Origin of the sequence: Kitasatospora sp. NPDC097643 (genome assembly GCF_040302625.1) — a bacterium.
GTDB lineage: Bacteria > Actinomycetota > Actinomycetes > Streptomycetales > Streptomycetaceae > Kitasatospora.
The window spans coordinates 38,029-57,519 of the sequence record NZ_JBEOSA010000013.1 but is presented as its reverse complement, the minus strand read 5'-3'; the positions used below and the strand labels follow the sequence as shown (position 1 = coordinate 57,519).

General features: G+C 73.4%; 24 protein-coding genes. 13 read left to right on the top strand and 11 right to left on the bottom strand.

The window, feature by feature from the left end:
• Positions 1–23: 23 nt before the first annotated feature.
• Complete coding sequence (locus ABTY15_RS11705; RefSeq protein ID WP_350580302.1) at positions 24–2,435, bottom strand: LPXTG cell wall anchor domain-containing protein; 2,412 nt, start codon at positions 2,433–2,435, stop codon at positions 24–26.
• 207 nt (positions 2,436–2,642) lie between these two features.
• Between ABTY15_RS11705 and ABTY15_RS11700 the strand changes: the two genes are divergently transcribed.
• The gene (locus tag ABTY15_RS11700; protein ID WP_350580298.1) at positions 2,643–3,170 is read left to right on the top strand and encodes a hypothetical protein; all 528 of its coding nucleotides are present in this window, start codon (positions 2,643–2,645) and stop codon (positions 3,168–3,170) included.
• 25 nt (positions 3,171–3,195) lie between these two features.
• Here the strand turns inward: ABTY15_RS11700 and ABTY15_RS11695 are convergent, their stop codons facing one another.
• The gene (locus ABTY15_RS11695) at positions 3,196–3,831 is read right to left on the bottom strand and encodes an NAD(P)-dependent oxidoreductase (protein WP_350580291.1); all 636 of its coding nucleotides are present in this window, start codon (positions 3,829–3,831) and stop codon (positions 3,196–3,198) included.
• A 113-nt stretch (positions 3,832–3,944) separates the two neighbouring features.
• Between ABTY15_RS11695 and ABTY15_RS11690 the strand changes: the two genes are divergently transcribed.
• Together ABTY15_RS11690 and ABTY15_RS11685 are read left to right on the top strand one after the other, a co-directional pair.
• A complete protein-coding gene (locus ABTY15_RS11690) occupies positions 3,945–4,709 on the top strand; it encodes an SDR family NAD(P)-dependent oxidoreductase (RefSeq protein WP_350580288.1) in 765 nt (254 codons plus the stop codon).
• Between the two features lie 95 nt (positions 4,710–4,804).
• Positions 4,805–5,395: a TetR/AcrR family transcriptional regulator gene (locus tag ABTY15_RS11685; RefSeq protein ID WP_350580285.1), complete on the top strand. Its 591-nt coding sequence runs from the start codon at positions 4,805–4,807 to the stop codon at positions 5,393–5,395.
• A gap of 41 nt (positions 5,396–5,436) precedes the next feature.
• Here ABTY15_RS11685 and ABTY15_RS11680 read toward each other — a convergent pair whose 3' ends face one another.
• A complete protein-coding gene (locus ABTY15_RS11680; protein ID WP_350580282.1) occupies positions 5,437–6,063 on the bottom strand; it encodes a TetR/AcrR family transcriptional regulator in 627 nt (208 codons plus the stop codon).
• A gap of 96 nt (positions 6,064–6,159) precedes the next feature.
• Here ABTY15_RS11680 and ABTY15_RS11675 point away from each other — a divergent pair, with 96 nt between their 5' ends.
• Positions 6,160–6,819, top strand: coding sequence for a hypothetical protein (locus tag ABTY15_RS11675; RefSeq protein WP_350580279.1), 660 nt, complete (start codon positions 6,160–6,162; stop codon positions 6,817–6,819).
• A 52-nt stretch (positions 6,820–6,871) separates the two neighbouring features.
• Here ABTY15_RS11675 and ABTY15_RS11670 read toward each other — a convergent pair whose 3' ends face one another.
• A complete protein-coding gene (locus ABTY15_RS11670) occupies positions 6,872–7,273 on the bottom strand; it encodes a trypsin-like serine peptidase (protein WP_350580277.1) in 402 nt (133 codons plus the stop codon).
• Here ABTY15_RS11670 and ABTY15_RS11665 point away from each other — a divergent pair.
• Positions 7,265–7,786: a tetratricopeptide repeat protein gene (locus tag ABTY15_RS11665; RefSeq protein ID WP_350580273.1), complete on the top strand. Its 522-nt coding sequence runs from the start codon at positions 7,265–7,267 to the stop codon at positions 7,784–7,786. The genes ABTY15_RS11670 and ABTY15_RS11665 overlap by 9 nt on opposite strands.
• Before the next feature lie 121 nt (positions 7,787–7,907).
• Positions 7,908–8,393, top strand: a complete 486-nt coding sequence (locus ABTY15_RS11660; RefSeq protein WP_350580270.1) for a hypothetical protein — start codon at positions 7,908–7,910, stop codon at positions 8,391–8,393.
• Between the two features lie 7 nt (positions 8,394–8,400).
• Here the strand turns inward: ABTY15_RS11660 and ABTY15_RS11655 are convergent, their stop codons facing one another.
• Positions 8,401–9,135, bottom strand: a complete 735-nt coding sequence (locus ABTY15_RS11655) for a helix-turn-helix domain-containing protein (protein WP_350580267.1) — start codon at positions 9,133–9,135, stop codon at positions 8,401–8,403.
• A 255-nt stretch (positions 9,136–9,390) separates the two neighbouring features.
• Between ABTY15_RS11655 and ABTY15_RS11650 the strand changes: the two genes are divergently transcribed.
• The 3 genes from ABTY15_RS11650 to ABTY15_RS11640 are packed head-to-tail and all read left to right on the top strand — an operon-like array spanning position 9,391 to position 11,812.
• Entirely contained in the window at positions 9,391–10,062 is a 672-nt protein-coding gene (locus tag ABTY15_RS11650) for a DUF4097 family beta strand repeat-containing protein (RefSeq protein WP_350580265.1), read from the top strand.
• Between the two features lie 38 nt (positions 10,063–10,100).
• On the top strand, positions 10,101–11,042 hold the full coding sequence (locus ABTY15_RS11645) for an ATP-binding cassette domain-containing protein (protein ID WP_350580263.1): 942 nt from the start codon (positions 10,101–10,103) through the stop codon (positions 11,040–11,042).
• Complete coding sequence (locus tag ABTY15_RS11640) at positions 11,039–11,812, top strand: ABC transporter permease (RefSeq protein ID WP_350580261.1); 774 nt, start codon at positions 11,039–11,041, stop codon at positions 11,810–11,812. Before ABTY15_RS11645 ends, ABTY15_RS11640 begins: the two co-directional genes overlap by 4 nt.
• An 80-nt stretch (positions 11,813–11,892) precedes the next feature.
• Here the strand turns inward: ABTY15_RS11640 and ABTY15_RS11635 are convergent, their stop codons facing one another.
• Positions 11,893–12,768: an alpha/beta fold hydrolase gene (locus ABTY15_RS11635; RefSeq protein ID WP_350580259.1), complete on the bottom strand. Its 876-nt coding sequence runs from the start codon at positions 12,766–12,768 to the stop codon at positions 11,893–11,895.
• A 58-nt stretch (positions 12,769–12,826) separates the two neighbouring features.
• On the opposite strand from ABTY15_RS11635, the gene ABTY15_RS11630 reads away from it, so the two are divergent.
• Positions 12,827–13,423, top strand: a complete 597-nt coding sequence (locus ABTY15_RS11630; RefSeq protein ID WP_350580257.1) for a TetR/AcrR family transcriptional regulator — start codon at positions 12,827–12,829, stop codon at positions 13,421–13,423.
• A gap of 62 nt (positions 13,424–13,485) precedes the next feature.
• Here ABTY15_RS11630 and ABTY15_RS11625 read toward each other — a convergent pair whose 3' ends face one another.
• Positions 13,486–13,848: a nuclear transport factor 2 family protein gene (locus ABTY15_RS11625; RefSeq protein WP_350580255.1), complete on the bottom strand. Its 363-nt coding sequence runs from the start codon at positions 13,846–13,848 to the stop codon at positions 13,486–13,488.
• Between the two features lie 71 nt (positions 13,849–13,919).
• On the opposite strand from ABTY15_RS11625, the gene ABTY15_RS11620 reads away from it, so the two are divergent.
• Positions 13,920–14,795: a LysR family transcriptional regulator gene (locus ABTY15_RS11620; protein WP_350580252.1), complete on the top strand. Its 876-nt coding sequence runs from the start codon at positions 13,920–13,922 to the stop codon at positions 14,793–14,795.
• Positions 14,796–14,827: 32 nt separating this feature from the next.
• On the opposite strand, the gene ABTY15_RS11615 is transcribed toward ABTY15_RS11620, so the two are convergent.
• A complete protein-coding gene (locus ABTY15_RS11615) occupies positions 14,828–15,805 on the bottom strand; it encodes an ABC transporter substrate-binding protein (protein WP_350580250.1) in 978 nt (325 codons plus the stop codon).
• Positions 15,806–15,971: 166 nt separating this feature from the next.
• On the opposite strand from ABTY15_RS11615, the gene ABTY15_RS11610 reads away from it, so the two are divergent.
• Positions 15,972–16,598, top strand: coding sequence for an HAD family hydrolase (locus tag ABTY15_RS11610; protein ID WP_350580248.1), 627 nt, complete (start codon positions 15,972–15,974; stop codon positions 16,596–16,598).
• Here the strand turns inward: ABTY15_RS11610 and ABTY15_RS11605 are convergent.
• Complete coding sequence (locus ABTY15_RS11605; protein WP_350580246.1) at positions 16,595–16,843, bottom strand: hypothetical protein; 249 nt, start codon at positions 16,841–16,843, stop codon at positions 16,595–16,597. The two genes, ABTY15_RS11610 and ABTY15_RS11605, sit on opposite strands and share 4 nt — an antisense overlap.
• 474 nt (positions 16,844–17,317) lie before the next feature.
• Here ABTY15_RS11605 and ABTY15_RS11600 point away from each other — a divergent pair, with 474 nt between their 5' ends.
• Positions 17,318–17,701 carry a cold-shock protein gene (locus ABTY15_RS11600; protein ID WP_350580240.1) on the top strand — a complete coding sequence of 128 codons (384 nt, stop codon included), beginning with the start codon at positions 17,318–17,320 and terminating at the stop codon, positions 17,699–17,701.
• A 174-nt stretch (positions 17,702–17,875) separates the two neighbouring features.
• Here ABTY15_RS11600 and ABTY15_RS11595 read toward each other — a convergent pair whose 3' ends face one another.
• Positions 17,876–18,727, bottom strand: a complete 852-nt coding sequence (locus ABTY15_RS11595) for a 1,4-dihydroxy-6-naphtoate synthase (RefSeq protein WP_350580237.1) — start codon at positions 18,725–18,727, stop codon at positions 17,876–17,878.
• On the bottom strand, positions 18,720–19,490 hold the full coding sequence (locus ABTY15_RS11590; protein WP_350580235.1) for a futalosine hydrolase: 771 nt from the start codon (positions 19,488–19,490) through the stop codon (positions 18,720–18,722). The genes ABTY15_RS11595 and ABTY15_RS11590 overlap by 8 nt, the downstream gene beginning before the upstream one ends.
• Between the last annotated feature and the right edge of the window lies 1 nt (position 19,491).

Here is a 19,491-nt window from a genome sequence, read left to right as displayed (position 1 = left end):
CGGGTCGGCTCGGGTGCCGGGTCTCAGCCCTGGGTGCGGCGCCGTCGCCACCAGAGGAGGGCGGCGCCCGCGACGAGCAGGGCCGCGGCGGCGCCCGCGATGCCCAGCACCTGGGTACCGGTGCTGGCCAGGCTGCCGCCGCCCTTGCCGCCTCCGCCGCTGGTCCCGCCGGTGCCGGCCGGCGGGGTGGACGGTGTGGCGTCCGGGCCGTGGCCCGGCGCGGGGGTGCCGTTGCCGGTGCCGCCCGGGGTGGACGGCGCGGGGGCGGCGGTGCCGTTCGGCGGGGTGGTCGGCTTGGCGGTGGGCTTGCCGGTGTCACCCGGGGTGGGCGGGGTGGGCGTGGGGGTCGGATCCGGCACCGAGGTGCGGCCGTCGTCCTGGCCCCCGCCGCCGAGCAGCAGCGTGGCGTCGTTGTCCGCGTTGGCGGCGATGGCCTGCGCGGCGTTCTGCGTGGAGCGTGGCAGGTCCTTGTGCTGGGCGGCGAACTCGGCGGGGCTGAGGTCCTGCTTCGGGGCCTGCGAGAAGTCGACGCCGCCGACGACGCACATCTTCTGCTGCCCGGCGAACTCGCACGGGTAGCTGTAGTCGCCCTGGGTGAAGGACTTGACGTAGTCGTTCCAGGTCTGGCGCGGCGTCCAGCTCTGGTTCGGCGCCTGGACCGGCCACTGGGCGACGTTGTTGCTGTTGATGATCGGCCGGTAGTCGGTGGCCTGCTGCTGGTCCTGCTGCCGGACGTACTCGGCGGCGACCCGGGCCTTGTAGACGCGGCGCAGGTCCGCGTACGCCGGGGCGTTGTTGACCTTCTGCTCGATGTCCGGGACGACGATCTCGCGCAGCAGGCGCTCGGCGGTCGCGCGCTGGGCGTCGGTGAGCTTGCACTCCCCGTTCGGGTTCGGGGCGTTGATGGTGAACGCCTCGGTGTTGACCTTCAGCGGCGCGTCGAGGATGTAGATGCCGTTCTCGTCCGCGCGGACCTTGGCGGGCTGCGGCACGATCCAGTTGCGGACCGTCGGGCCGCAGGGGAGGCCGGCGGCGGTCATCGCGTCCGAGAGCTTCTTCCCGACGCCCTGGCGGGGGTCCACGTCCTTGGCGTAGTCGTGCTTCATCTCCAGGTCGGCCTGGAGCAGCACGCGGCCGGCGTCGGTCTTCCCGAAGGTCTCGTCCATGATCCGGTCGGGCTGGTCCGGCATGAGGTTCACCCAGAACCGGTCCGGCGTCAGCGCGAGCCAGGTGAAGAAGGAGTCGGAGATGAGCTTCGCCTTCTCCTGGCCGCCCCAGCCGAGGTCGTCGTCGTCCTGGTCGGCCTCCTTCGCGGAGAAGGCGTAGTTCAGGGCCTGGCCCTTGACGGGCTTGCCGACGTAGGACAGTTCCAGGGTGGAGAAGTCGACGCCACCCGGGCCGCGCACCCGCAGGCCGTTCGGGTCCTGGGCGCGCTGGCGCGCCAGCTGCTCGGCCATGTCCTTCGGCGTGGGCAGGGAGCCCTGGACGGTGCGGGAGGCCCCGCCGGCGGGCGCGTTGCCGCCGGGGGTCATGTTCCTGTCGCGGCTGGCCCACGGGCTGGCCTTGTTGTAGACCGGCTTGCTGGTGGAGATGTGCTCGTAGGTGCGGATCCGGGAGTCCTTCCCGGCGTCCTTGCGCAGCCCGTCCAGGTAGTCCCTGGTCGCCTTCGTCTGCTTCTCGCCGAACACGTAGGTGATCTTGGCGTCCTTGTACCGCGGGTCCTTCACGAAGCCCGCGTTCGCCGGGTCCTGCTTGGTGTCGCGGCTGGCGCCGGCCTTGAACTCCAGGAAGTCGTTGGTCTTGTAGTTCACGGCGTCGAACTTGCGGACCAGCGGCTTGCCGTCCTTGCCGAGGACGGGCTTGCCGTCCTTGTCCAGGATCGGGATCTCCTCCTGGCAGAGCCAGTCGGGGCCGATCAGCCCGAGGTCGTTGACGACCTTCTGCTCGAAGTAGGCGCCGCGCTGGTTGTTGTTGTGCGGAAGGATGTAGCCGTTGGCCAGCCAGGCGTCGAAGGTCTTGTACTTCGGGTTGTCCTTCTCGGTGAGGTACTTCTTGTAGCGCGCGTAGGCGCGTTCGGGCGTGTTCTCCGGGTACTCGTCGTACTCCTTGGTGAACTGGTCCAGGAAGCGGGCCTGTTCGGCCGGGTCGGACGGGATGGTGAGCCCGTCGAGGGCCTGGCGCGGAGCGTTGTACTCGTACGAGTCCCAGGCGTCCTTGGACCGGGTGGTGCTGAGGTTGTCACCGCTCCAGGGAAAGGAGCTGCCGGGCTTGCCGTTGCCGGGCAGGACGTAGGTCTGGTCACAGGGCTTGCCCTTGGCCGCGTACGCGGTGCCCTGGAGGCCCGGCAGGCCGGTGAGGGCGAGCACGGTGGTGCAGGCGAGAGCGACGCCGGCGCGCGCCCACGGGCGCGTGCGGCGGGGTATGTGGTGTGTCACGCGGAATTTCCCCCATGGGGCCCCGCAAGCATGAGGGTTCGCTGCGGCGTCGGGGGCCCCCGTGACATGTCGACGCCGCAAAGGCCTCTCACATTAGACGGATCGTCATACCAGTGCCGTGCCGTCTCGCGGTCTACTGAACGTCAATTCGCCTTGCGCACAGGATCATTACGATTGGCTCGGCCCCGCCGTCGTAGGGTGGCGCGCATGACGACGATCGACAGCCCGGTGTGGGCCGACAACCCCCGGCTGACCGCGTGGCTGGCCGCGCAGCGCCGCGCCTTCCCCGTGTGGGCCGAGGAGAACGGCGGCGGCTGGGACTTCGCACCGGCCTCGCTCGACCGGCTCGAAGCGCTGGTCCGGGACCGGTTCACGAGCTGGGAGGCCGTTCACGAGGCCCGCGAGGAGCAGCTGTTGGAGGTCGCCGCCTGGTACCTGGGCGAGACGCTGGTCCGCCACTGCGGGGTGGTGTGGCGGTGCAGCCCCGTCCCGCCGCCCCCGGAGCAGCCGGCGGGCGGGTACCCGCTGGTGACGTACGCCCGGGGCGACTTGGGCGCGTACGAGCGGGAGGTGTTGGCGGAGCTGGAGGAGCTGGACGAGTACTCCATCCCGCTGCTGGACCCGGCCGGCCGGATCAGGTCCCTGTTCGCGGCTCCGGACAGCCGGCTGCGCGAGTCGATCGGCCGGTTCGACCGGTTCCAGGCGTGGCGGCGGAGCGTCGCGGCGGGGAGCTGAGCAGGCCGCGCGACGCCCGTCGCCGTCAGCCGTCGGCGAGGTGGACCAGGCGGCGGAAGGTCTCCGGGTCGCCGAGGTGGTCGGTGATCCAGGCGGCGACGGTGGCGCGGGTGGCGGTGCCGGCGCGCGGGAGCGGCCGGTCGTAGGAGACCAGCGGGTGCGCGGCCGGCGGCCCGTCCTTGAGCATCGGCACCCGGACCACCGTCCAGTCGGTGTCGGAGGCGTCCAGCACCGCCTCCATCCGGGCCAGGTCGTGGTGGACCTCCCGGTACACCCGGTTGACCACCAGTCTGGTCACCATCCGTTGGGCGAACGGGAGTTGGCTGGTCTCCAGGCCGGCCGAACCCATCGTGACCAGGTGTCGCACCCCGCCGGCCCGGGCGGCGGCGGTCAACTCGCGTGCACCGTCGGAGAAGACGGTGGTGGGCCGGCGGTCGGCGGTGCCGAGGGTGGCGACGACCGCGTCCTGGCCTGCCAGCGGCCCGTGCAGGGAGCCGGGCCGGTGGATGTCGGCCTGTGCGGTGAGCGGGGTGCCGGTCGCGAACTCCGGTAGCCGGGCCGGGTTTCGGGCGACGGCGGTGACGGTGTGGCCGGCGGCCAGGGCGAGGCCGACCACCAGGCGGCCGGTACGTCCGGTGGCGCCGACGACGGCGATCTTCACGGGTTCCTCCTGTGGGGGCGAGCGGCCGGGGCGTCTCTTGAGATTCATTCAGACGGACTGTATGAATGAAACCACAGCGATCCGTGGAAGCAACCCCAAAGGAGCGACAGGACATGGGAGTTCGGTACCCCGACCTGGACGGCAAGGTCGTTGTGATCACCGGCGGCAGCCGCGGCATCGGCGCCGGGACGGCCCGCGCCTTCGCCCGGCAGGGCGCGGCCGTGGCCGTCCTCGGCCGCGACCGGGCCGCGCTGACCGCCGTCGCCGAGGAACTGCGCGCGGGCGGCACCCAGGCGCTCGGCCTGGTCGCCGACTGCACCGACGCGGCCGCGCTCGGCTCGGCCGCCGAGCGGATCGAGCAGGACCTCGGCCCGGTCGACGTGTTGGCGGCCTTCGCCGGCGGCGACGGCTACCCCGTCCCGACCGTCCGCGAGACCGAGGAGCACTGGCGGTCTGTCCTGGACGGCAACCTCACCGCCACCTTCCTCACCGTTCGGGCCTTCCTGCCCGGCGTGTTGGCGCGCGGCGGCGGCTCGGTCGTCACCATGGCCTCGACCGCGGGCCGGCTGCCCAGCGGCGCCTCCGCCGCGTACGCCGCCGCCAAGGCGGGGGTGCTGATGTACACCCGCCACCTCGCGCTGGAACTCGCCGGGGCGGGGGTGCGGGTCAACGCCCTCGCGCCCGGCGCCGTCCGCACCGAGCGGACCGCCGCCGTGATGCCGCCCGAGGTGCGGGCCGCGGTCGCCGCCGCGCACCCGCTGGGCCGCCTCGGCGAACCGGAGGACATCGCCTCGGCCACGCTCTTCCTGGCCTCCGGGGCGTCGTCCTGGATCACCGGGCAGACCCTGGACGTCAGTGGCGGGCGGGTGATCGTCTGAGGCCTGCCTGCGGGCGGATCGTGGATACTGCCTAGTCGTATGGATGGTCGTACGGGTGGTCCTGCGGACGTGAGTGGCGAGGGGAGGCGGGCGCGATGAGCCCCCGGTCCTACCGGATGGGACAGCGGCAGGCGGAGGTCGACGAGACCCGGGCGCGGATCGTCGCGGCCGCGCGGGCCCAGTTGGCCGACACCGGCGCACTCTCGCTCGACGCGGTGGCCCGGCGCGCGGACGTCGCCCGGGCCACCGTCTACTACCAGTTCGGCTCCAAGACCGGCCTGTTGGAGGCCGTCTGCGACGCCCTGGCCGCCCAGGGCGGCATGGCCCGGCTCGCCGAGGCGTTCACGCCGGCCGACCCGTGGGCGGCGGTGGACCGGTTCGTCGAGGTGATGGGCGGCTTCTGGGCCGTCGACCCGCTCTGCACCCGGCGCCTGCGTGCCCTCGCCGCGCTGGACGAGGAGGTCGGCCGGGTCGTCGCCGACCGGGACGCCCGCCGTCGCGAGGGCGCGGCCGTGCTCGCCGCCCGCCTTCCGGCCGCCCCGGCCGACGCGGCCAGGCTGCTCTTCGTCCTCACCGCGTTCGAGACCTACGACGGCCTAGCCCGGGCGGCGGACGGCGATCTGCTGGGCGCCGTCCCGGTCATCGGCCGCCTGGTCCGCGCCGCCCTGGGCGGCACGGCCGGCTGAGGCCGGCTCCGAGGCCGGCTCCGAGGCTGCTTCGCTTCCGCTCAGGCCGGTGCCGCGAAGCCCGCGCAGAGCAGCCGGACGCTGCGGCGGAACTTCTCGTCCTGGTCGAGCCGGGGCAGCAACGGCCCCATGATCAGCGGGAACTGCTCGCACAGCTCGGCGTAGCGCTCCGCCGTGACGGGCGGCGGGGCGGCGGGTTGGTTCTGCTCCTGGAGCACGAAGCCGGTGACGTGGCTGAGCAGGGTGTCCGCGGCGATCCCGCAGTGCGCGGCGGGCACGCCGGCGTCGAGGAGGGTGCGCAGCAGGCGTTCCATCAGGGAGAGGCCGCCGGGGCTCAGCACGCCGGGGCTCTCGGCGAGCAGCTGGGCGCCGCCGGGGTGGGGCAGGATGCTGCGGCGCAGGGCGGTGGCCTGGGCCTCGACCCGGTCCTGCCAGGTGGCCTCGGGCGGGAGGTCGGCCAGCGCCGCGGTGCCGGTGTCGTAGGCCCGGCGGCAGACCCGGTCGGCCATCAGGGCGAGCAACTCCTCCTTGCCGCGCACGTGGTAGTAGAGGCTGCCGGCGTGGGCGTCGAGTCGCTCGGCGACCTGACGCATCGACAGGTTGTGGTAGCCGACCTCGGCGAAGACGGTCATGCCGGCGTCGACGATGCGCTCCTTGGTGAGCTTCATGCGGTCCACCGTACAAGGTTTTCCAACACCGTTCGAAAACTGTGCTAGTTTGCTCCTGCTCGGTTTTCGAACAGTGTTGGAAATGGGGGGACGGGCATGGGGGCGATCCTGTTCAACGCGACCACGGCCGCGTTGATGGTGATGATGGTCAACAGCGGGCTCGGCGTCGTCGGCCGCGACACGCTGCGTGGCCGGCCCGTCCCGTGGGCGGCCGTCGTCCTGACCGCGCTCGCCGTCGGCGGCGTGCTGCTCCAACTGCTCTGGTCCGGGGCGATGGACGCGCTGGACGCCGACCCCGCCAAGTCCGGCTGGTGGCGCGAGTTCACCTCGGTGTTCATGCAGAACGGCGGCCTCGGCGGCGGCCTGTGGAACCTCGCCACGCTCGCCGCCGTCGCCGCCCTCGCCCACTGGTACTGGGGCGGCCCGCTCACCCTCGGCTTCTTCCTCGCCGGCATCCTGCTGCCCGGCCGGATCGACACCCTGCTCGGCCTCGGCGGCGGCCCCAGCGCCGACCCCCGCAACTTCGCCGGCAGCTCCGGCGCCACCTACTTCCTCGGCGCGACCCTCGCCCTGGCTCTGCTCACCCGCACTCGCCTCCCCAAGGAGATCGCGCTGGCGGCCGGCGTCCCCGTGCTGGGCCTCGCCATGTGGCTGGGGCAGGAGAACGGCCACGGCCTGGTCGCGGTCTACGGCTTCGCCCTGGGCGCGGCGGCCTGGGCGGTCCGCACCCGGGTGATGCGGACCGCCGCCGCCTGACGCGGGGGAGGGGAGGGCCCGGCGGCCTTCCCGTGCCGCGGGTCGGGGCCGGTCAGCCCTTCTTGGCGATGAAGTTGTAGAGACCTTCGGCTTCGCCCTCCAGGTACGGTCCGGCCAGCCACGTCGTCCGGCCGTGCGGCCCAATGGAGACATTGCTGATCAGGGCGGGCTTGCCGTCCTTCGTGACCAGCCAGGCGCCACCGCTGGAACCGCCGGTCATCGTGCAGCCGATGACGAGCATCGTCGGGCGGGTGCGGTCCCAGGACAGGCGGGTGGGCTTGCCGCCGTCGCAGCGCTCCAGCTCCTGGCCGTCGAACGGCGGAGCGGACGGGTAGCCGTAGGCGGCGATGTTCAGCTGGTCGCGCGGGGCGTTGAACCAGACCGGAACGGCGCCACCGACCGTCTCCTCCAGCGACTTGCCGGTGTCGTTCTGGGAAATCTCGCCGTGGCCCACAACCAGAGGGGCGACGGCGCGGCGGGCCTCGCCTACGCGCAGATGGCCCTCGACCTCGACCGCTCGGCGGAGACCAGCGGCTTCATGGTGAGCACGATGGCGTTCTCCTATCTGCACATGGAGGACTTCGCAGCAGCCGAGATCCGGTTCCGAGAGGCACTGGAGATCTGGCGATGCCACGGAAACGCCAACCACGTCGCGATCACGCTGTCCAATCTCGGCGACGCGCTGCGCGGCCTGGGGCGACGCGAGGAAGCCCTCGCCGTGCTGGGGGAGGCCCGCCAGATCCACCAGCGGATGGGGAACCTCGACTCTCTGGCGGACTGCCTGGTCGTGACGGGCCGCGCCCACACCCACTTCGGCGAGTGGGACGACGCCCGGGTGTGTTTCCAGCGGGCCGTCGACATCGCCCGCGAACACGGCCTGGGCGCGTTGATCGTGCAAGGCACCGAAGGCCTCGACGAACACGACCGGCTGCGGGGCTGCCCCGAGGACGCCGGACGGTGCGGGTAGCCCCTGCCACCGCACCGTCCGTCCGAGCCCCCGGCGGCGTGACCACGACCCTTCTGCCGCAGCGCCGTTGGGCCGGTGCTGTACTGGTGGCCCGACCCGCCGCACTCGCCCGGAGGTCCCCGTGGCCCGCCTGTACGTCCGCTCCGGCCTCGACCCGGACCTACCCACCGCCGTCCTGGTCGTGGACCCGGACGGCACGCCGGGTGAGCGCGCCGTGGTCCGGCTCGGCGCGTACTGCCACGAGGGGTCCGGGGCGTTCTACCTGCTCCAGACGGACGGGTGGGCCGAGCACACGCGGGCGGGCGACCGGCTGACGGTCGCCGTCGCCGTCTACCCGGTCGGCCTGCGCGCCCTCCGCGTCGACCCGGCCGACTTCCCGGCCCGCTCCGCCGTCGACCCGCGTGCCGCGCTGGTCCTGCACGTCGAGGCGGCGGTCGACCCGTCCTTGCCGGCCGGCCTCGCCGAGGGCACGGTCGTGCTGGTGGCCGCCGACGACACCCCGCTCGACGCCCTCCTCGGCCCCGGGGCGGAGCCGCCGATGCTCCTCGCGCCCCCGCCCGAGACGCTCGACGAGGACGAGGACACCGACGGCCCGGTCAGGGACTGAGGGCAGGTCAGACCCCGGCGTCCGAGTGCGCTTCGGGCCTCGTGGAGAGCACGTCGCGAGCCTGTTCCGCGGCGCGGGTGATGCTCTCGGAGACGAAGTCGAGGAAGCGGGCGATGTTCTCCAGCCGGGCCGCGGCCAGGGTGTCGGGGCCGAGGACGGCGACGCCCTGGCGGGCGGCGTCGACCAACTGGGCGTTGGCGCGGGCGCTGGCCAGCATGGACTGGTACCAGACGTCGTCGTCGACGATGTAGCGGTCGCGGCGGCGTTCGTCGCGTTCCCGGCGGACCAGCCCCTGGGCCTCCAGCAGGGCGATCGCCTTGGAGACGGACGCCGGGCTGACCTGGAGGCGCTGGACGAGTTCGGCCGCGGTGACGCTGCGCGCGTTGGTGGTGTAGAGGCAGACCAGGACGCGGGACATCATCTTGGGCAGGCCCGACTGCATGAGGACGGTGGTGAACATCTCCTCGTACTCGCGCACGGCGTCGGTGTCCGGCCCGTGCGCCTGCGCGGCCGCCTCCGGCCCCGGTGGCGCGGTCGGCCTGCGCCGGTGCGCTCGACGTTCGGTGGCCCGGTGGGCGAGGTCGGCCCGGTAGCCGGTGGGGCCACCGTTGCGCATCACCTCGCGGGTGACGGTCGAGGTCGGACGTTCGAGCCGCCTGGCGATCTCCGCGTAGGGCAGGTCCTCGGCCAGGCCCAGTGCGATCTGCTGGCGTTCCTGCTGGGTGAGCCTGCCTCCCGGCATCACAGCCTCCTTTGTGGTCCCTGATGCCCCCACTATAGCGTTCATCTTCAATCCATTGCAACGGGCGGGCGGCTGACGTTGCATTAGATTCCCACCAGTTGCAACGATTTATAGGCTCCCACCTGCGCAAATGCACCTCCTGTGCAACGAACCTGTTGCCACACATTGGAAAGCAACGTAGCTTTTCCAATGTCGGAAACGGCGGGTGCGCAAGGCGCCCGGCCCGGTACTCCGGCCCAGGACAAGGAGCGCACGATGCAGAAGTTCGACACCCCCACCCCGGTCGCCGCCGTCCTCGACATCCCCGCGGGGCGCGTCCGGCTCGTCGCCGGCGACCAGGCCGTCACCACGGTCGAGATCCGGCCCGCGGACGCCTCGAAGAGCCGCGACGTGAAGGCGGCCGAGCAGTTCGAGGTCTCCTACGACGGCGGCGTCCTGCGGATCGAGGCCGCAGCGGCGAAGCACCAGTTGCTCGGCCCCTCCGGATCCGTCGAGGTGACCGTCGAGCTGCCCGCCGGCTCTCGGGTGGACGCGAAGCTGGCCAGCGCCGAGTTCCGGGGCGTCGGCCGGCTCGGCGAGGTCGCCGTCGAGAGCGCGCACGGTTCGATCGAGCTCGACGAGACCGACGGTGCCCGCCTCAGCCTCCTGGCCGGCGACGTCTCGGTCGGCCGACTGGGCGGCTCCGCCCGGATCAGCACCCAGAAGGGCGACATCCGCATCGCCGAGGCGGTCCGCGGCACGGTCACCCTGCGCACCGAGGCCGGCGAGGTGTCGGTCGTCGCCGCCCACGGCGTCTCCGCCTCCCTGGACGCCGGCACCTCCTACGGCCGGATCCACAACGCGCTCAGGAACAGCGAGGGCGCCGCCGCCGAGCTGACCATCCACGCGAGCACCTCCTACGGCGACATCACCGCCCGCAGCCTCTGACCCGCAGTCCCCGACCGGAGCCCCTGAGGAGCAGCACCATGACCAACCTGGCCATCGCGGCGAACGGACTGCGCAAGTCCTACGGCGACAAGGTCGTCCTGGACGGCGTCGACCTGACCGTCCCGGAAGGGACGATCTTCTCCCTGCTCGGCCCGAACGGCGCCGGCAAGACCACCACCGTCCAGATCCTGTCCACCCTGATCACGGCCGACGGCGGCACCGTCCAGGTGGCCGGACACGACCTGGCCCGCCGGCCGGACGACGTGCGCGGCGCGATCGGCGTCACCGGCCAGTACTCGGCGGTCGACAAGCTGCTCACCGGCGAGGAGAACCTGCTCCTCATGGCCGACCTCAAGCACCTGTCCCGCCGGGACGGCAGGCGGAAGGCCGCCGAACTGCTCGACCGCTTCGACCTGGTGGAGGCGGCCCGGAAGCCGGCCGGCACCTACTCCGGCGGCATGCAGCGCCGGCTCGACCTGGCGATGACCCTGGTCGGCGACCCCCGTCTGATCTTCCTGGACGAGCCCACCACCGGCCTCGACCCGCGCAGCCGCCGCTCCATGTGGCAGATCGTCCGGGAGCTCGTCGCGAGCGGCGTCACCATCTTCCTCACCACCCAGTACCTGGAGGAGGCCGACGAACTCGCCGACCGCATCGCGCTCCTGGACCACGGGCGGCTGATCGCCGAGGGCACCGCCGAGGAGCTCAAGCGGCTCATCCCCGGCGGCCACATCACGTTCACCTTCGCCGACCAGCGGCTGCTGGACGCGGCCCGCCGGCTCTTCGGCGCCGGGATCGCCGACACGGAGGCGCTCACCCTCCAGGTGCCGAGCGACGGCGGCGTCCGCACGATCCGCGAACTGCTCAACCTCCTGGACGAACGCGCCATCGACGTCGCGGACATGAGCGTCCACACCCCCGACCTCGACGACGTCTTCCTCACCCTCACCGGCCAGCAGCAGAAGGAGACCACCCGATGAGCACCGTCAGCCTCGCCGTCCGCGACTCCTCGACCATGATCCGGCGTCAGCTCAAGCGCCTGGTCCGCTACCCGTCCATGACCGTGCAGCTGGTCGCGACGCCCGTCATCCTCCTGCTCCTGTTCGTCTACGTCTTCGGCGGCACCCTCGGCGCCGGCCTCGGCGGCGGCCGTGACGAGTACGTCGACTACGTCGTCCCCGGCATCCTGCTCATGGCGGCCGCCACCGCCGCGACCGGAACCGCCGTCATGGTCGCCAGCGACATGACCGAAGGCATCATCGCCCGCTTCCGCACCATGCGGATCTCCCGCTCCTCGGTGCTCACCGGCCACGTGGTCGGCAGCGTCATCCAGCAGCTGCTCGGCATGGCCGTCGTCATCGGCGTCGCCCTCGGGATCGGCTTCCACCCGACCGCCACGGCCGTCGAGTGGCTCGCCGCCGCCGGACTGCTCACCCTGTTCGTGGTGGCCATCACCTGGCTGGCGGTCGCCCTCGGCATGAAGTCCCCGACCCCCGAGGCCGCCAGCAACGCCCCGATGCCGCTGATCCTGCTGCCCTTCCTCGGCAGCGGCTTCGTCCCCACCGACTCCATGCCCACCGCCATCCGCTGGTTCGCCGAGTACCAGCCCTTCACCCCGATCATGGAGACCCTGCGCGGCCTCCTGCTCGGCACCCCGATCGGCAACAGCGGCGCCATCGCCGCCGCCTGGTGCGCCGGCATCGCCGTGCTCTCCTACCTCTGGGCCAAGAACACCTTCAACAAGGCCTGACCGGTGAACCGGCCGAACAGGGCCGTCGGACCACCCCGGTCCGACGGCCCTGAGCCTTTTTGCGGACCGGGGTGGTGCGCTCAACCGGCCTGCCCGGCGGCCATGGTGAGGATGCGGGCGATGGCCAGGTCCGGGTTGTCGGTGGGGAGGGCGTGGCCGGCGTCGGGGACGAGCTCGACCCGCGCGGTGGGGGCGAGGCGGTGGAGCCGGGCGGCGGCCTCGGCGGAGTCGTGCAGGGCACTGCGGGCGCCGAGCAGGAAGAGGGCGGGGGTGGTGAGGCGGCGGAGTTCGTCGTCGGTGAGGGTGGTGGCCGGCGGGAGGGCGCGGCGGAAGCCCATGCCGACGCGGACGAGGGTCATCAGCTCGGTCTCGAGGATGGCGCTGTTGCCGACCCGCCGGGCCAGCCGGGGCCGGAGGGCGCGCGGGGCCAGGGCGGCGAGGCCGCCGGCGATGAGCCAGGTGTAGAAGCGCCGGCCGACGTCGGCGAGCCCGGCCGGGTCGAGCAGGGTGAGGGTGTCGTCGGCGCGGCCCGGGTGGTGGAGCTGGTGGTGCAGGGCGAGCCACCCGCCGTAGGAGCAGCCGACCAGGTGGGCGGCCGGTGCGTCGAGGGCGGTGAGGAGTTCGTCGAGCCAGGCGGCGCCGTCGCGGCCGTCGCGGACGGGCGCGGTCTGCACGCTCGCGCCGGGTTCGCCGAGGGTGTCGACGGCGATCACGGGGTGGTGCGCGGCGAGCGCGTCGACGTACCGGTGCCACATCAATGCGTTGCCGCCGGAACCGGGCAGCAGGACGATCGGCCGCCCCTCGGCGGGCCCGGTGCGGTAGACGCGGGTGGCGCCGAAGGCCGTGGGTACGTCGAGCGCGGTCCTCGGCCCGGGCCAGAGCTGCGTCAGGGCGTGCTGGTAGGCGGCGCGGAAGCGGTCTTCGGCCGTGGTGTTCCGGAACTCGCTGATTCGCATGGTACATGTGTATCACAGGCATGATACGGGTGTACCAGGAGAGCGGGAGGACGGGCGCGTGACCGCGAAGGTGGACCACGAGGAACGGCGGCGGCAGATCGCCGAGGCGCTGTTGCGCATCGCCGACACCGAGGGCCTGCAGTCGGCCAGCATGCGGGCGGTCGCCACGGAGGCGGGCGTGTCGCTGCGGCTGGTGCAGTACTACTTCACGACGAAGGAAGGCCTGCTGCTGGACGCCTTCGCCCGGCTCGGCACCCAACTCCAGGCCCGGATGGAGCGGTTCATCGCCGAGGCCGGCAGCCCGCCCACGCCCCGCCGCGTCGTCACCGCGATCCTGACGAGCATCCTGCCGACCGACCCGGAGAGCCGCCGGATCACGCGGACGTACACCGCGTACTACACGCTGGTGCTCAGCGACCCCGAGGTGATGGGCAAGGTGGTCCAGCAGCCCGAACTGCTGGAGGGCTTCCTCGCCGAGCAGCTCCGCGCGGCGCAGGCGGCCGGGGAGATCGACGCCGGCCGGGACGCCGGAATGGCGGCCGCCGGGCTGCTCGCGATGGTCAACGGCCTCGGGTCGAGCGTCCTCGGCGGGCAGCGGAACGGCGAGGCCGCACTGGCCATCCTCACCCACCACCTGGGCGAGCTGTTCCGGTAACCGGGGAGGGCCGCGACCGCCTTCCGGCGATCACGGCCCTCCTGCCCCCGTCGAGCTCCCGCTCAGCGACCCATCGCCGCCAGCAGCTCGCGCGGGTCGAAGGTCACCCGGATCCGGGTGATCCTCCCGTTCTCCACGTGGCTCCAGTTCGCCGTGGCCGCCGGCGGCGCGATGCTGGTGTGCAGGTCGAACCAGGTGATCACGTCGTCGCCCTCGACCACCCGCGCGTGCACCTCGATCTTCTCCAGCACCCGCCCGAGGCCCTTGAGCCCGGCCAGGGCCTCCTCCACCCCCGAGGCGGTGCCCAGCGCACCCACGAAGTCGACGTCCTCCGCCAGCAGCTCGCGCAGCGTCTCGAAGTCGCCCGCCTGCCAGGCGGTGAAGTAGGTCTCGGAAATCTCGCGCACGGTCTTCGTCGTCGTCATGTCTCCATGGTCCGCCCGAAGCTGACGATCCGTCCAACAGATGGATCAGATGCCAGCTATCATCCGCAGTTATGGAGATGCACCAGCTGCGCTACCTCGCCGCCGTCGTCGACGAGGGCTCCTTCACCGCCGCCGCGGCCCGCCTGCACGTGAGCCAGTCCGGCATCAGCACGCAGGTCGCCAAGCTCGAACGCGAGCTGGGTCAGCGGCTGCTCGACCGCTCGAACCGCCGGATCCGGCTCACCCCGGCCGGCGAGGCGATCCTCCCGCTGGCCAAGGACGCCCTGCACACCCTCGAAGCCATCCAGCACACCGCCGCCGAGTTCGCCGACGCCGTCCGGGGCCGGGTCCGGCTCGGGATGATCATGGGCTGCTCGATCCCCGGCTTCCTCGACGTGGTCGCCGAGCTCGGCCGCACCCACCCCGGGATCGAACTCTCCCTCCACGAGGACGACTCCCGGTTGCTCCAGGCCCGGGTGCTGGCCCGGGACCTCGACCTCGCCCTGATCGGCTTCGCCGGCGAGCCCGACCCCGGGCTGGACACCGTCATCCTGGTCGACGAGCCGATCGTCGCCGTCGTCCCGGTCGGCCACCGCCTCGACCGCCCGTCCGTCCGCCTCGCCGACCTGTCCGCCGAGAAGATCCTCTGCCTCTCCCCGGGGACGGGCCTGCGCGCCGCCTACGAGCGCTCCTGCCTCGGCCTCGGCCTGGAGCCGCGCGTCGACATCAACGCCAGCTCCCCGGCGACCCTCCTCCACCTCACCGAACGCGGCGCCGGGGTCGCCGTCCTCACCCCCTCCGCCGCGCCCGGAGCGGCCTTCCGGGCCGTCCCGATCGTCGACGCCGCCGTCCGTGCCCGCCTGGGCCTGGCCGCCCACCGCGACCGGCCCGCGCCCGCCGTCCGCCTGCTGCACTCCCGGCTGCGCCAGTCCCTGAGCGGCCGGTAGGACGCGGTCGGGCGGACCGCGCAGAGCGCCCGCTACGCCCCGAGGAAGCGCTGCAACTCGTCCAGCATGAAGTTGGCCCCGGTGTACCCGATGCCCTGGAACCACAGCTGGTCGTCCACCGGGAACGCCCGGTGCGCCTTCACCGCGCTCAGCGTCTGCCAGGCCGGGCCGGCCAGCACCGCGGTGGTGCCCGCCCGCGCCGGATCGCCGTAGGTCGCGTACAGCAGCAGGTCCCCGTCCGCCTTGGCGAGCTGGTCCGGCGGGATCTCGACGTCGGAGTGGTCGACGTTCTGCGCGTCCGGCCGGGCGACCTGGGCATCCGCCAGGACGGTCCCCGGGAAGCTCTGTCGCCCGTACAGCCGGATCCCGCCGCCCTCCACGAACCGGACCAGGCTGACCTTCCGCCCCGAGAGCTTCGCGGCGGACAGCGCCTGCGTCACCTGGTTGACGTGCCGCTGGTACGAGCCGACGAAGGCCGCCGCGGCCTCCTCCCGGTTCAGCGCCCGGGCGTGCAGCTGGAAGTCCGCCTTCCAGGGGGCCCCGCTGGTCTGGGTGAGGACGGTCGGCGCGAGCTCGCGCAGCTGCTCGTAGCGGTCGCCGTCGCGGGCCTGGTTGGACAGGATGAGGTCCGGCCGCAGGGCCCGCACCGCGGCCAGGTCGGGTGCGCCGGCCGGGCCGACCGGGCGGATGCCGGCCGTCCGGGAGGCCGGCCAGTAGTCGGGGAAGCCGCTGTCCCCGGCGGGCAGCGCGGCGCCGACCGGGGTGATGCCGAGGGTGAGCGCCGAGTCGAGGGCGTCGGTGTCCAGGACCACCACCCGCAGCGGCTCGCCGGGCACCAGCACCGGCCCGGTGGCGGTGTTCACGGTGACCGGCGGCACCGGGGTCGGCGAGGCGGTGACGCCCGCGCCGACGCTGTCCACCGTGAGCGGGGCCGGGCGCCGGGTGGTGCAGGCCGCCAGCGCGGCGGCGCCGGCACCGGTGAGGAGGGAGCGGCGGGTGATCCGGTGCATCGGCGGTCCGTCCTCAGGCGGCGAGGCTTCGGGGGCGCGTCGATTATGTCCGAGCTGGCACCTGAATTGCCGTTAAGTGCCACCCCGAGCGCGCCGCCCACCCGCCTCCGCGGGGCCGGGGCGAATCCCCTCGTCCGGCCCGCCCGCCGTTGGATAGCCTGGCCGCATGCCCGCGCTCCGCACCGCCCCGCTCACCGTCGGCTTCGACCTCGACATGACCCTGCTGGACACCCGGCCGGGCATCCACGCCACCTACCGGGCGCTCTCGGCGGAGACCGGCACCTTCGTCGACGCGGACCTGGTGGTGACCAGGCTCGGCCCGCCGCTCCTGGACGAGCTGCGCAACTGGTTCCCGGCGGAGCGGCTGGACGAGATCGCCGACCGCTACCGCACGCTCTACCGCGAGCACGCCTTCGCCCCGACCGTCGCCCTCCCGGGCGCGCACGCCGCCGTCGAGGCGGTCCGCGCCCACGGCGGCCGGGTCGCGGTGATCACCGGCAAGTACGAGCCGAACGCCCGCCTCCACCTGGAGCACGCCGGGCTGCACGCGGACGCCCTGGTCGGCGACCTGTGGGCGGAGACCAAGGGCGAGGCGCTGCGCGAGCACGGCGCCACCGTGTACGTCGGCGACCACCTCGGCGACGTCCGGGGCGCCCGGTCCGCGGGGGCCGTCGCGGTCGGCGTGGCCACCGGCCCGTACGACCAGGCCCAGCTGCGGGCGGCCGGGGCGGACGTGGTGCTGGCGGACCTCACCGCCTTCCCGGCCTGGCTGGCCGGGCACCTGGCCGGCTAGGACCCCACGGCCTCCGCGGACTCCAGTCGGCGGCGCTGGTCCCGCGCGTTCACGTACAGGCCGGTGAGCGCGAGCAGGAAGCCCGCCGGCATCAGCATGCTCAGCCAGTACGCGGCCGTCGGCAGCGGCGTCAGGTGCAGGAACAGCGGGACGAAGGTGACCAGGGTGGCGAGCGCGCCCAGACCGAAGACGACGGCTCCGGCCTTGACGTACACGTCGCCGCGGTCGGCGCTCTGGCTGCTCACGTCTGCTCGCTCCTCCGGGGTTGGGCTGGGGCGCCTCCAGTCTGGCAGAGCACCGGCCGGGCCCTGCCACCGGAGCGGGTCGGTCACGTTGCGCAGTTTCCCGGGAGCTGAACGTTTTGATCCCTGCTGGGCGGGGGTATGCAGGGGGTGCCGAGGGGCGCGACAGGTGCGCCCCGCGTCCTTGGACCCGGGGGTGTGAGCCGATGGAATGCGCCGAGTCGCGCCCAGGCCGCGCCAGTACCGGATCACCCCTGACCGCGAGACCGCCGCGTCCGTACCGCCCGGAACGTGCCCCGGAGCGCGGAACCCTCGCGGAACGCGGATGAGGCAGTGACGGACCGTTAGTCTGCTCCTGACAGCGTGCTGACCATGAGCGCCCGCGGGCGCCGAGCCGAGGTCGGCCGCACCTTCCCACCACCCAGTGATCCCCGGCCAGGGCCGGGATCCCTCACACCCATTCGAGGACTGTTCGAGATGCCCACCGGCCAGGTCAAGTGGTTCAACGAGACGAAGGGCTTCGGCTTCCTGTCGCGCGACGACGGCGGCGACGTCTTCGTCCACACCAAGGCGCTGCCCACCGGTGTCACCGCGCTGAAGCCGGGCCAGCGGGTCGAGTTCGGCGTGGTGGCCGGCCACCGCGGCGATCAGGCGATGGCCGTGCAGCTGCTGGACGCGCTGCCGTCGGTGGCGGCCGCCCAGCGCAAGAGCGCCGACGACATGGCGCCGATCGTCCAGGACCTGATCACCACCCTGGACGCGGTGCTGCCGGGCCTCCAGCACGGCCGCTACCCGGCCAAGCCGACCGGCCAGAAGCTGGCCGGCCTGCTGCGCGCGGTGGCCGACCAGTTCGACGTCTGAGGCCGAGCGTTAGGGCCTGTCTGACAATTCCCGCCGGGCGCGCGACGCCGGGCATCCCGCCTGGACGCACCGGCGAAACGCCCAAGTACGACCCAGTACGAGGCCGCTTCGCCGGCCCGCCCAGCCGGGCGCCCAACGCCGCGCGCTGATCCGGCGCGAATTGTCAGACAGGCCCTAGAACGCGAGCGCACCCGGGTCGAGCGGGGGCACCAGCCCCTCCGCGGCGGCCCGGGTGAGCAGCGCGCGGACGGCCGCGTAGCCCTCCGCGCCGAGGTCCTCGGTGAACTCGGTGACGTACAGACCGATGTGCTGCTGCGCGACGTCCGGGTCCATCTCCTGGGCGTGCGCCAGCACGTAGTCCCGGCTGGCCGCGGGGTCGGCCCAGGCCTGTCGGACGGAGGCGCGGACGGTGTCGGTGAGCGCGCGCAGCCGCTCGGCGCCCAGCGAGCGCTTGGCGACGATCGCGCCGAGCGGGATCGGCAGGCCGGTCTCCGCCTCCCAGGCCTCGCCCATGTCGGCCAGGCTGTGCAGCCCGTACTGCTGGTAGGTGAAGCGGGCCTCGTGGATCACCAGGCCGGCGTCCACCCGGCCGTCCCGGACCGCGGGCATGATCTCGTGGAACGGCAGGACGACGATCTCGCCGAAGCCGCCGGGCACCGCCGTGGCGGCCCAGAGCCGGAACAGCAGGTAGGCGGTGGACCGCTCGGACGGCACCGCCACCGTCTTCCCGGCGAGGTCCGCCGGGCTGCCGTTGCCGGGCCGGGTCAGCACCAGCGGGCCGCAGCCGCGCCCGAGCGCGCCGCCGCAGGGCAGCAGGGTGTACTCGTCCAGCACCCAGGGCAGTGCGCCGTAGCTGATCTTCAGGACGTCCAGTTCGCCGCGCTCGGCCATCCCGTTGGTGACGTCGATGTCCGCGAAGGTCACCTCGGGCGCGTCCGCGCCGGGCACCAGGCCGTGCGCCCAGGCGTGGAAGACGAAGGTGTCGTTCGGGCAGGGCGAGTACGCGATGCTGAGCCGTTCAGCCACGGCCGGCCTCCTCGATCAGTTCGGGGACGGGCAGCGCGGCGAAGGCCCGCTCCAGGGCGGCCAGTGCCTCGCCGATCCGCCAGGCGGCCCGGTCGCGCGGGCCCACCGGGTTGGACACCGTCCGCAGTTCGAGCACCGGCACGCCGTGCCGGGCGGCGGCCTCGGCGACGCCGAAGCCCTCCATCGCCTCGGCGGCGGCGCCCGGGTGGCGGGCGGCCAGCGCGGCGGCCCGTTCGGCGCTGCCGGTGACGGTGGAGACGGTCAGCACCGGACCGGTGACGGCGCCCAGGGTACCCAGGGCCTTCGCGGCCAGCGCGACGGCGGCCGGGGGAGGGGTGTGCCGGACGGTGCCGAAGCCGAGCTCGGTGACGTCGGCGAAACCCTCGGGGGTGTCGGCGCCCAGGTCGGCGGCGAGGATCGCGTCGGCGACCACGGTGGCGCCGACCGGCGCGTGCGGGGCGAAGCCGCCGGCGATCCCGGCCGAGACCACCAGGCCGTAGCGGTGCGCGGCGAGCGCGGCCGAGGCGGCGGCCGCGGCGGCGGCCGGACCGACCCCGCCGGCCAGGACGTCCACCGGGGCGGCCTGGCAGCGGTGCAGCCCGCCGCCGGGCAGCGGCCGCGCCGCGGCCCCGCCGGGCAGGCCGCGCAGGACGGCCTCGGCCTCGGCGGGCACCGCGACCACGACGAGCAGCCGGGCCCGCGCGGGGCCCGGCTGCTCGCTGCGTGCGTGCTCCCCGGCGGGGGCGACGGCGCGCGCGGTCATC